Origin of the sequence: Saccharothrix sp. CB00851 (assembly GCF_001905065.1) — a bacterium.
Taxonomy (GTDB): domain Bacteria; phylum Actinomycetota; class Actinomycetes; order Mycobacteriales; family Pseudonocardiaceae; genus Actinosynnema.
Window position 1 is genome coordinate 59,021 of the sequence record NZ_LWLC01000045.1, and the last position, 10,967, is coordinate 69,987.

Consider the following 10,967-nt stretch of genomic DNA (forward strand, 5'->3'; position numbering starts at 1 on the left):
ATGTCGCGCCCCCTCATCCTCGACGCCGCCCGCACCCCGTTCGGCCGCTACCGCGGTGGGCTGTCCGGCGTGCGGGTGGACGACCTGGCCGCGCTGCCCATCGTGGAGCTGCTGCGGCGGCACCCCGGGCTGGACCCCGCGTCGATCGACGACGTGCTGCTGGGCAACACCAACGGCGCGGGCGAGGAGAACCGCAACGTCGGGCGGATGGCCGCGCTGCTGGCCGGGCTGCCGACGTCGGTGCCGGGCGTGGCGATCAACCGGCTGTGCGCGTCCGGTGGTGAGGCGATCGTGCAGGCCGCGCGGGCGTTGGCGCTCGGGGACGCGTCGCTGCTGTTCGCCGGTGGTGTCGAGGGGATGACGCGGGCGCCGTTCGTGGTGCCGCGGTCGGACCGGCCGTTCGCCGACCGGTTGGAGTCGGTGTCGACGGCGCTCGGGTGGCGGCTGGTGAACCCGCGGATGAAGCCCGAGTGGACCGTACCGCTGGGGCGGGCGGCGGAGGACGTCGCGGTGGAGTTGGGGATCACGCGGGAGCAGATGGACCTGTTCGCGCTGCGGTCGCACCGGCGCGCGTCGGCCGCTTGGGACGCCGGTGTGCACGACGGGTTCGCGTTCCCCGTGCAGTTGCGCGACGGTGCGCCGGTGCGGCGGGACGAGTCCGTGCGGCCGGAGACGTCGGCGGACAAGTTGGGGAAGCTGAAGTCGGCGTTCTCGGAGAGCGGGCCGGTGACGGCGGGCAACTCGTCGCCGTTGAACGACGGCGCGGCGGCGGTGCTGATGGGGTCGGAGGAGGTGGCGTCCTCGCTGGGGATCACGCCTCTGGGTGAGTTCCTCGGCTCGGCCGTGACGGCGGAGGACCCGCAGCGGTTCACGCTGGCCCCGGTGTCGGCGATCCGGAAGCTGCTGGCGCGGCTGAAGATCGAGTCGACGCAGGTCGACCTGTGGGAGATCAACGAGGCGTTCGCGGCGATGGCCCTGTCGGTGCTCCACCACCTGCCCGAGGTGGACCGGGAGAAGGTGAACGTGCACGGCGGCGCGATCGCCTACGGCCACCCGCTCGGCGCCTCGTTCCCGCGCGTGATCGTCGACGTGTGCCGGCACTTGCGCGCCCGCGGCGGCGGCCTGGGCGTGGCGGCGGCTTGCGTGGGCGTGGGTCAGGGCATGGCCATCGCCGTCCGGGTGTGAGATCGCCTGATCGAGCGACAGCACGATCGCGGGTGACTTGCGGTTTCGCGCCGTTCGCGATTCAGATGCGGTAGGCGATGCGGGGGTAGTCGACCACCAGGCCGGTCCGGTCGACGGTGATGTCCTGTTCGAACTCGCCGTGCGTGAAGGAGACGACCGAGCGGTCCTCGCCGATCGAGACCGTGCGGTAGCGCTGGCGGACCAGTTGGACCGACAGGTCCGGCAGGGTCACGTAGACGACCGGGATCTCGTGCTCGCCCTCCTCCTGCTGGAGGTTGAGCCTGCGGATCGGGATGGCGTTGAACAGGACCGCGAACTGCACGTCCACGTCCACCGCACCGTCGAAGTCCGCCCGCTCGGCGCCCTGGCCGTAGTCGACCAGCCAGATGCCCTCCGACGAACGGCTGACCGAGATCTGCCGCTCCTCCGACACCGTGGCGGTCCGCAGCAGCAGCCGGGTGACGGCACCGGTCTCGCCGACCGACACCTCGAACGACCCGCTGAACTGCTCGGCCGGACCGGCGGTCACCAGGCGGCCCGAGGCGCGGAGCTTGCGCTCCGAGAGCAGGAAGCGCACCTGCTCCAGCCGGGGCACGTCGTACCCCTGCCAGGTCACCATCTGCGCGGCCGCGGAGCGGGTCTCCCCGGACGACGGGTTCGCCCGCTCAGCCGTGTTGAACGAGTTCACTCTCCACCCGGAAGGATGTCCTTGGCCTTCTCGGCCACCGATTTGACCTGCTCTTCGTGGCCGAACCTGCCTGCGACGAACGCGGCGGCCTGGTCGATGCCCGCATCGACCTGCTCGTGGTGCTGCTCGAGCAGCTCGGACGCCTTGCTCTTGATCTCGTCGAAGTTCATCGTGCTCCCTCGCACTCCTGACGCAGGCTACCCGAATCGTCCTCACGCCCCCAGCGGCAAACCGTACCGCCGGGCACGGCGCACCGCCCGCACACCGCGACGGCCCCCCGGGAGGAGTCCCGGGGGGCCGTCGCGTCAGTCAGTGTGATCAGGCAGTGCGCTTGCGACGCACGAACAGCAGCGCGCCCGCACCCGCGCCGAGCAGGCCGAGCCCGATCAGCAGCGGCACGAAGATGGACGCACCGGTGTCGGCCAGGTCGTCGCCACCGCCACCGGCCACGGCCGTGGTCGTGGTGGTCGTCGGCGCCTCGGTCGTGGTGGTCGTCGGCACGGTGGTCGTGGTGGCCTCGGTCGTGGTGGTCACGACGGTGGCCTCGACCCACTTGGCCTTCGCCTTCGCCGAGACCGGGAAGGTCTCCGACTTGGCGATGATCAGCGACTGCGTCTTCTGGTTGCGGTCGCTGGACACGAACAGCCGGCCGCTGCGCAGCTTGGCGCTGGCCGAGACGGTGAACTCGACCTCACCTGGCTCGACGCCCGAGTCGACCTTCACCCACACCTCGGCGACGTTCGTCGTCGCGGCTGCGCTGCGGGAGTCCTCGTCGGCCACCGGCAGCGGGTTGCCGTCGGCGTCCACGATGGTGACGCCCGCGGGCAGCTCCGCGGTCAGGATGGCCTCGGTGGCCGTGGTGGAGACGACGAACGGGCCGATCTTCTCGCCCGCCTCGCCCTCCAGCTCGCCCGGCTCGATGGACAGGGTCGGCTTGGGCTCGGCCAGGTCCACGGCCTTGGTGGTCAGGTACTCGTAGGCCTTGTGGACCAGCTCGTCGACCGTGCCGCCGTAGACGTCCTCGGTCTCGGTGGTGGAGTCGTCCTTGCGCAGGTCGACGCCGTCACTGAAGTGCCACACGGCCGCCTGGGCGGCGGCGATCAGGATGCTGCGCTTCTTCTCCGCGTTCTTCGGGTCCAAGCCGTACAGCTTGAACGCGTCCTCCGCGCCCACCGCCGGGTAGCTGTTCTGCAGCACCCAGTTGACCTTGGCGGCGTTCTCCTTGAACTTGGTGTCCGGGTTGGGGTGCTCGCCCCACGGCACCTCTTCCAGCGGCTTGCCGTCCTCCAGCGGGGTCGGCAGCTCGACGCAGTACGCCTGGGCGGTGTGGTCCTCGCCGCCTTCGTGCAGCTTCAGGCCGATGAGGCTGGCGTTGAACGCCTGCTTGCCGTTTTCGCGCGCGTTGCCGTCCAGGAGCTCGCCGTCACGCTCCAGGTAGATGCCCATGCCGGGCTCGTCAGCGCCGTCGTAGGGCTCGACCTTCGGCTTGTCGGCGGCGGACGCGGGCAGGGCCGTCATCAGGACGAGCCCGGCACCGAGGATCGCAGCGCCGAAGCGCTGGAAAGTCGACCGGGAAACCATTTGTCTCCTTGAGGCTCACGAGGGCAGCCGTTGGTGTGGTGCAAGGCGGCGGTCCGTGTCGCTCGGGGAGCTACTTGGCAGAGCGCTCCGACACCGAAACGACAGGAATCAGCCGAACATTAGCTGATTGCGTTCACCCGATCGAGAATGGACGACACTGTCCGCAGAACCGCCTGCGAGCAGCGACAACAGAAGCCGTCCATCCACAATGGATGATCAAGCATATTCGACAGCCCGTCGAGGACCGACCGCGGGGTACTGTTTCGACAGACCCCGAAACGGACACCGACACCCTCCGCGGCAGCATTTCCGCAGTTCAGACGGTCCACAGTGGAATGCACGTAATCCGCGCCGACCTGCTTTCGACGCCACACCGTTGTGAAACGGTGATCTACGCGACCAGGGCGGACGGCGTGACCGGGCGGATGTCGCCGACCCTCAGCGACGTGCCCGGCAGGCACAGGTCCTTCGCGGTCGGCGGCTGGCCGGTCAGCATCCACTTCACCAGCGCCGCGAGCTGGAACGAGATCAGCGGCGGCACGGCGTCGCCCAGGTGCCGGTAGGCGTTGCCGATCACCGACACGTCGAACCGGAACCGGCGCGGGAAACCCTGCAGCAGCGCCATCTCCCGCACCGTGCACAACCGGTGCTGCTCGGGGTGCGCGTAACGCCCGTTGCCGACGTGCCCGCACTCCCGCTTGATCGTGCGCGCCGGCTCGTCCCACCACATCCGGCCGTACACGTCCGGGTGCGAACCCCACTTGCCCTCTTCGATGATCTTGCGCTGGGCCGGGTTGAGCAGCAGCTCCGCGGGCGAGCCGACCAGGTCGCCCCACGACCCGCCGTCGGCCGGGATGGCGCGCATCCGGTCCAGCGAGCGGTCGCGGCGGAACGACGGCGACACGTGCATCTCGTCCTCCGGGTGCGCCTCACCCGCCTCCACCGGCGGCAGCTTGCCGATCGCCCGCCGCACGGTCACCGCGCCCGGCCGCACCTCCCAGCCCTGCCACAGGTCCTCCAGCGTGCGCAGCGGCACGCCCGAGTCCACCGCCACCACCATCGCGCGCTCGCGCAACTGCGGCAGCCCGAAGCGCGACAGCATGTGGGTACCGGCGTCCACTTCGTACCCGATCTCCAGCAGCTGGTCGACCAACCCGTCCAGGTGGTGCCGCTGCTTGCCCTTCACCAGCTCGCGCGCGTTCTCCAGCACCAGCACGCGGGGCCGGAACTCGGCCACGTACGCGGCGACCCGGCCGACCAGCGAGTTGCGCGGGTCGTCACGCAGGTGGTTGGCGGGCGCGATCCGGGTGAAGCCCGAGCACGGCGGGCACGCCACCAGCACGTCCAGCTCGCCGCGCTGGAGGTTCCACACCTGCCGCAGCACGGCCGGGTCGAGCCGGCCCAGGTCCACCTGCAACGGGTCGACGCCGATGTTGTCCCGGTAGATCCCGTTGCAGCGCAACGACCCCAGCCGGGACGACGGCTTGCCGATCTGCGCGTCGGCGGCCCCCACGATGGTGAAGTCCCGGTGCGCCTGGAAGCCGAGGCTCATGCCACCGGCGCCGGAGAACAGGTCGACGACTTTGAAGGTGGGTCCGCGCACCCGGCGATCCTACGGTGAGTGCCCGCACCGCCCTCAGGTGAGTGATGCCGCCGGTACCGGTGGCCGCGATCGCGTACGTTGCGCGCCATGGAGCTCCCACCTGCGTGGCAACGGCCGGATCCGTTGCGTGGACTGGAGGACATGCCCTGGTCGGTGCTGGCCCACGGGGCAGGCGTGGACGAGCTGATGCGCCGGGTGGTGCACGGCGAGCGCGTGACGCGGGAGGTGGCGTGCCAGGGCCTCGTCGACCGGCTGCTGGTCGACGACACGGTGTCCGAGGCGAGCGTGTGGGCCGTGCCCTTCCTGGTGGAGATGGGCGCGAGCTACCGGGTGCCCGCGGACAGCCGCGATCGGGTGATTTTCCTGCTGGCCGCGATGGCGCTGGCGAGCGCGGGCTTCACCGACGACGGCAAGCGCACCCGCCGCCGGTGGAACGCGCTCGGCCGCGAGCTGCCCCGCCGCCCGCCGGACTGGATCACGCAGACGCGGTACGAGGTGGCCAAGGGCGCGCCGAAGGTGTTCGAGGCGCTGGCGGGCGCGGAGGTGGCGTGCTCGATGGCGTTGGCCATCGCGGTGCCCGAGGTCGTGCCGCGGCACGTCGTGGCGGTGGCGGAGGACCTCTCCTCCGCCGACCGCTCACCGCGGCTGCTCGCGCTGGCCGCACGGGTCGCGCTGCACCTCGTGTGCGGCACGCCGGTCACCCCGGCGCTGCTGCGCGCCACCGCGCAGTGCAACCCCGAGCTGCTGCGCGCCTACCGCGCCAACGCCTACCCACCCAACCAGCCGCCGGAAGTGACCTTGCAGCTGATGGGCTACCGGTACGCCTACCTAGCCGCCTATGGAGACGACCACGAAGGCGTCACGATCACGCCGTGACGGCGGTCGGCTCCACGACCGCGGTCGCGGCCTCGTCGTCGGCGACGGGCACCGCGGGCTCCAGCGGGCCGAGCGCGGTGCCCCACTCCTGGTCGGCCAGGGCGAACGCGGCCACGGTCAGCGCCACCACCGGGCGGCCGAGCGGCAGCTGGTCGGCGTAGAAGTCCAGCTCCAGCCGCGCGCCCAGCGGTGACGGGCGCAGCCGCAGCACGCCGTGCGGCGTCTCGTCCGGGTGCGCGAACCGGCACGACCACTCGGTGAACACGATCGAGCGTTCCACCACCTCGGTCGGGTGGACCGCGCGCACGTTCGCGCCGACCGAGCCGTGCCGGTAGTCGTCCGCGGCGGAGACCAGCAGCTCCTCGAACTCGATGGACGAGACGCCGAGGTCGTGCCCGGCGACCAGGGCGACCTGCACCAGCGCCAGCGGCAGCTGCGGCAGGGCGTCCTCGAAGCACACCATCGCGCCGCCGTAGCGGGTGTTGATCTCGGTGGGCAGGAAGCCGTCGGCGGTGGCGATGCCGTCGAGGGTGAACGTGCCGCGGTAGTCGACGGTCTCGCGCAGCCGTTCGCCGACCCGGCGGGCCAGGTTGCGCATCTCCTCGCGGATGCGCGCGGGCGGGTCGTAGTAGGACGCGCAGCCCGCGTACAGGAACCGGGCCTGGCCCGCGCGGCGCGGCACGACCATCTCGATCGGCCGCAGCACGGCGGTGCCGTCGGGGAACACGATCCCGTGCACGCTCACCGGGATGCCTTCCAGGAACGGCATCACCCGGACGAACTCGCACTTGGCCGCGAGCACGTCGAACGCGTCGCGCGCCTCCTGCCGGTCGCGGACGCGGCGGACGAAGTTCGCCCCGCCGTTGATCGCCGGGCCGTCGCCGGACCAGACCACGCCCGCGCCGCGGTCGAGGCGCTGGGTCGCCTCCCACAGGCCGTCGAAGTCGAGGCCGAGCACGACGGCGGGCGCGCGGGGCGCGGACAGCTCGTCCCACAGGCCGTCGATCGTCGTCTTGTTCTCCAGCTCCACCCAGTCGGGGCGGCGGGCGTTGAGCACGGGCCGGCCCGCGAACTCCGGCGTGTGCACGTACGGGGTGCTGATCACCAGCGCCTCGCCGCGCGGGTCGAACTCCTCCAGCACCGCGCGGACCTTGCGGTTGGGCGAGGTGAGCAGCTTGGTGAGCCGGTTCTGCTCGACCGCGACGAAGCCGCCCGCGATGCCCAGCGGCACCCAGCGGGCCACGTCCGAGTCGTGCAGCGGCGCGTGGTCGTCCGTCGACAGCACGAGCGTATGGCGGGCACCGAGCTGGTGCAGCTCGCCGGCGCGACTACTCAGCCGAGTGCCGCCCGCGAGCACGACCAACCGGTCGCCGAACAGGGTGCCGAGGCGCGCTTGAAGCGCGGAAAGGACGTCATCCATCGCCGAGAACTCGCTTTATGAGAAGCAGACGAGACAGCCGGCGAGCGCCGGGTGTCACGCACTGTAGAGGCAGGCGACGGGATCGGCCTAGCACGGTCCGGCAACGACCGGATGAAACTTGCCGATGGGCTCAGGGGCGGCCTCGCGAGATCATCGAGCGGCGTCGCGAAGGACCTGGTCAACCCGGTTGAGGAAGGCACGCGGACCCCGGGCCTTGGGGAACGGGAGCAGCAGGCCCAGCAGCGTGTCGTCCACCGACGGCGGCGCGGCGGCCACGATGGCGGCGGCGGTCTCCAGGAACCTCTGCCGCTTGGCCTCGTGCACGGCGTACTCGGCGAGAACGCCCTCGATGCTCGTGTGCATGGCTGGATGCGGGTAACTCACTTGGGTTGTATCGGCCCCACCGGTCCCGACCTTTAGGGTGAATTTGCACCGAGTTCAGGTGTGTGGACGGTGCCGTGGACGTGCTGGGATGTGCCCATGCGCGTTCTGGTCACCGGGTCGACCGGGTACATCGGGCGGGTGGTGTTCGCGGAACTGGCCGCGGCGGGCCACACGCCCATCCCCTTTTCGGGTGACGTCCGGGTCGGGTCGTTCGACGGGCCGGTGGACGCGGTCGTGCACCTGGCGGGGCTCGGGCGGGTGCGCGAGTCGTTCGGTGACCCGGTGCGGTACTACGACGTGAACGTGGGCGGCACGGTGAACCTGCTGCGCTCGCCGCCGCCGCGGTTCGTGCTGGCGTCGACGGCGGGCGTGTACGGGTCGCCCGGTGTCGCGACGATCGGCGAGGACTGCCCGCGTGCCCCGGCGAACCCTTATGCGGCCTCGAAAGCCGCCGCGGAGGACGTCCTGTCCTGGGCCGCCGCGGCGGGTGCGGTGACCGGGGTGGCGTTGCGCCTGTTCAACGTCGCGGGTGGTGGGGACGTGGACGACACGCGGCTGATCACGCGGGCGTGCGGGGCGACGGCCGGGCGGCTGCCGCCGATGGAGGTGTTCGGGGACGGGTCGGCGGTGCGGGACTTCGTGCACGTGCGCGACGTGGCGCGGGCCTTCGTGACGGCGGTGGAGTGCGAGGTCGAGGGGTACGCGGCGCTCAACGTCGGCGCGACACCGGCAGGCGTGGCCGATGTCCTCGACTCGGTGGCCCGGGTGACCGGCCGCCCGGTGCCGGTCGTGCGGCGGCCGGCGCACCCCGGCGAGGTGCGCGAACTGCGCGCCGACACCACCCGCCTGCGCGCCCTGGGCTGGCGCCCGACCTCCTCGGACCTCGACACCCTGGTCCGCTCCCAGTGGGAGGCCGAGCGCGGGAACCTCCCCGCCGAACCCCCAACGCCAGGCGAGGGTCCCCGCCAAGGGGAACCCTTGTCGTAATTCTACCGACGGGGTACGACAAAACCGGGGGTCAAGCCTGGCGGCGGCGGGGCAGCGGCACGCGGTCCAGGTCCGAGGCGACCACGATCTCGCCGGAGAACACCTCGGCGGCCTCGTCGTGGAACAGGCGGGGATCGGTATAGCGCTGGGAGAAGTGGGTCAGGACGAGCTTGCGCACGCCGCACTCGGTCGCGGCCTTCGCCGCCTGGCGAGCGGTCAGGTGGCCGTACTCCGCGGCCAGCGCCTCGTCCACGTGCAGGTAGGTCGACTCGATGACCAGCAGGTCCGCGCCGTCGGCGAGCTCGAATACGCCGTCGCACAGCCGCGTGTCCATGACGAACGCGAACCGCTGGCCCCGGCGCGGCACGCTGACCTCGTCCAGCAGCGGCGGGCGCAGCTCGCGGATCGCCCGGCCGCGGATGCCGCGGGCGGCCAGCAGTTCGGGGACCATGGTCCGGCCGTCCGGCTCGACCAGGCGGTAGCCGTAGGCGGGCAGCGTGTGGTCGAGCCGTCGCGCTTCCAGCCGGCCGAACGGCCCTTCGGCGATCACGCCCGGCTCGACGACCGGCTCCGCCCGCACGTCCGCCACGTCGTGGAACGAGCTGGCGTGCCGCAGCCGCTCGAAGTACTCCGCGCCCTCGGCCGGGAAGTGCGCGTGCACGGTGTGCGGCACCCGGTCGAGCGACATCCGCTGCACGACGCCCGGCACGCCGAGGCAGTGGTCGCCGTGGAAGTGGGTGATGAACAGCCTGGTGACGTCGGTGGCCGCCACGCCCGCGCGCACCATCTGCCGCTGCGTGCCGTCCCCCGGGTCGAACAGGAAGCCCTCGGCGTCCCAGCGCAGCAGGTAGCCGTTGTGGTTGCGGGCGCGGGTGGGCACCTGGCTCGAGGTGCCGAGCACGACCAGCTCTCGTGGTGACACGTGGCAGAGTCTGCGGCATGGAGAGCTTGCATGCGGTGTCGTCGTGGCCGGTGGACACCGCGGCGGCGGCCGTGGTCGACGCGCGGGGCGAAGTGCTGGGCGCGCACGGACCGGTCGACCACCGGTTCCCGCTGGCGTCGGTGACCAAGCTGCTGACGTCGTACGCGGTGCTGGTGGCGGTGGAGGAGGGCGCGGTCGAGTGGGACGAGCCCGCCGGGCCCGAGGGGTCGACGGTGCGGCACCTGATCGCGCACACGTCCGGGTTGGCGTTCGACTCGGCCGACGTCCAGGCCGCGCCGGGGACCAAGCGGATCTACTCCAACACCGGCTTCCAGGTGCTCGCCGACCACCTGGAGGCGGCGAGCGGCATCCCGTTCGCGCGGTACCTGGCGGAGGCGGTGTTCGAGCCGCTGGGCATGGCGTCGTCGGAGTTGACCGGCTCGGCGGGCGCGGGCGCGGTGTCCACGGTGTCCGACCTGGTGCGGTTCGCGGCGGAGGTGCAGGCGCCGAAGCTGGTGTCGGCCGAGCTGGTGGCGGAGGCGACGACGGTGGCGTTCCCGGGGCTGCGCGGTGTGCTGCCGGGGTTCGGGCTCCAGAAGGAGAACGACTGGGGTCTCGGGTTCGAGATCCGGGCCGCGAAGTCGCCGCACTGGACGGGTGCCGCGAGCTCGCCGCGCACGTTCGGGCACTTCGGGCAGAGCGGCACGTTCCTGTGGGTCGACCCGGACGCCGGTGTCGCGTGCGTGGCCCTGACCGATCGGCGGTTCGGCGAGTGGGCCGTGGCGGCGTGGCCCGCGTTCACCGACGGGGTGCTGGCGGAGCTGGGTCGAGCGCGCGGCTGACGTTGACCGTCTCGCTGACGGTGGTGAAGCCGAGGGCTTCGTTCACCCGGCGCATGTGGGTGTTGGTCGCGCCGGTGCCGGTGTGGATGCGCTCGAGGTCGGGGCGGTCGGCGAGCAGCTGCCGGTAGAGGTGCGCCTTGAGCACGGTGCCGAGGCCGCGTCCCCGGTGCTCGGCGCGCACGGCGGTGTCGCGCTGGCTGCCCCAGTGCGGTCGTTGGGGCGCGACGTACAGCTCCGACATCCCGGCGACCTCTCCGGTCTCCTCGTGCACCGCCACCGCGACCCGCTGCTCCACGCCCTGGTCGCGCAGCTGTGCCTCCTCGGCGCGCACCTGGTCGGCCGTCCGCGCGGGCGACTGGTAGCCGGTGTCGCCGAGCGGCGCGTCCTGGATCGCCCGGCGGGCGCGGGCGTAGGACTCGACCAGCTCCGCCGGCGCGGCACCGAGCCAGTGCACGACGCGGTAGCCGGCGGGAATCGGC

General features: G+C 71.9%; 12 protein-coding genes. 4 read left to right on the plus strand and 8 right to left on the minus strand.

What is annotated here, in order from left to right; all coding sequences use genetic code 11:
• Window positions 1-1,185 (plus strand): thiolase family protein, encoded by a 1,185-nt coding sequence (locus A6A25_RS34485; protein ID WP_073897388.1) that lies wholly within the window; start codon window positions 1-3, stop codon window positions 1,183-1,185.
• Between the two features lie 61 nt (window positions 1,186-1,246).
• Here the strand turns inward: A6A25_RS34485 and A6A25_RS34490 are convergent, their stop codons facing one another.
• From A6A25_RS34490 to A6A25_RS34505, 4 genes are all read right to left on the minus strand, one after another.
• Window positions 1,247-1,873 carry a putative glycolipid-binding domain-containing protein gene (locus A6A25_RS34490; protein WP_083668902.1) on the minus strand — a complete coding sequence of 209 codons (627 nt, stop codon included), beginning with the start codon at window positions 1,871-1,873 and terminating at the stop codon, window positions 1,247-1,249.
• Complete coding sequence (locus A6A25_RS34495) at window positions 1,870-2,043, minus strand: antitoxin (RefSeq protein ID WP_073897390.1); 174 nt, start codon at window positions 2,041-2,043, stop codon at window positions 1,870-1,872. Before A6A25_RS34495 ends, A6A25_RS34490 begins: the two co-directional genes overlap by 4 nt.
• A gap of 148 nt (window positions 2,044-2,191) precedes the next feature.
• The gene (locus A6A25_RS34500; RefSeq protein ID WP_073897392.1) at window positions 2,192-3,454 is read right to left on the minus strand and encodes a thioester domain-containing protein; all 1,263 of its coding nucleotides are present in this window, start codon (window positions 3,452-3,454) and stop codon (window positions 2,192-2,194) included.
• 391 nt (window positions 3,455-3,845) lie between these two features.
• Window positions 3,846-5,057: a DNA cytosine methyltransferase gene (locus A6A25_RS34505; protein WP_073897394.1), complete on the minus strand. Its 1,212-nt coding sequence runs from the start codon at window positions 5,055-5,057 to the stop codon at window positions 3,846-3,848.
• 87 nt (window positions 5,058-5,144) lie between these two features.
• Here A6A25_RS34505 and A6A25_RS34510 point away from each other — a divergent pair, with 87 nt between their 5' ends.
• A complete protein-coding gene (locus tag A6A25_RS34510) occupies window positions 5,145-5,933 on the plus strand; it encodes a hypothetical protein (protein ID WP_073897396.1) in 789 nt (262 codons plus the stop codon).
• On the opposite strand, the gene A6A25_RS34515 is transcribed toward A6A25_RS34510, so the two are convergent.
• Window positions 5,923-7,353, minus strand: a complete 1,431-nt coding sequence (locus tag A6A25_RS34515) for a hypothetical protein (protein WP_073897398.1) — start codon at window positions 7,351-7,353, stop codon at window positions 5,923-5,925. The two genes, A6A25_RS34510 and A6A25_RS34515, sit on opposite strands and share 11 nt — an antisense overlap.
• Before the next feature lie 150 nt (window positions 7,354-7,503).
• Window positions 7,504-7,716, minus strand: coding sequence for a hypothetical protein (locus A6A25_RS34520; protein WP_073897400.1), 213 nt, complete (start codon window positions 7,714-7,716; stop codon window positions 7,504-7,506).
• Between the two features lie 117 nt (window positions 7,717-7,833).
• Between A6A25_RS34520 and A6A25_RS34525 the strand changes: the two genes are divergently transcribed.
• Window positions 7,834-8,724: an NAD-dependent epimerase/dehydratase family protein gene (locus A6A25_RS34525; protein WP_073897402.1), complete on the plus strand. Its 891-nt coding sequence runs from the start codon at window positions 7,834-7,836 to the stop codon at window positions 8,722-8,724.
• Between the two features lie 31 nt (window positions 8,725-8,755).
• On the opposite strand, the gene A6A25_RS34530 is transcribed toward A6A25_RS34525, so the two are convergent.
• Window positions 8,756-9,646: a ribonuclease Z gene (locus A6A25_RS34530; protein WP_073897404.1), complete on the minus strand. Its 891-nt coding sequence runs from the start codon at window positions 9,644-9,646 to the stop codon at window positions 8,756-8,758.
• A gap of 17 nt (window positions 9,647-9,663) precedes the next feature.
• Here A6A25_RS34530 and A6A25_RS34535 point away from each other — a divergent pair, with 17 nt between their 5' ends.
• Window positions 9,664-10,488 carry a serine hydrolase domain-containing protein gene (locus A6A25_RS34535; protein ID WP_073897406.1) on the plus strand — a complete coding sequence of 275 codons (825 nt, stop codon included), beginning with the start codon at window positions 9,664-9,666 and terminating at the stop codon, window positions 10,486-10,488.
• Here A6A25_RS34535 and A6A25_RS34540 read toward each other — a convergent pair.
• On the minus strand, window positions 10,445-10,942 hold the full coding sequence (locus tag A6A25_RS34540) for a GNAT family N-acetyltransferase (protein WP_073897408.1): 498 nt from the start codon (window positions 10,940-10,942) through the stop codon (window positions 10,445-10,447). The genes A6A25_RS34535 and A6A25_RS34540 overlap by 44 nt on opposite strands.
• Window positions 10,943-10,967 lie beyond the last annotated feature (25 nt).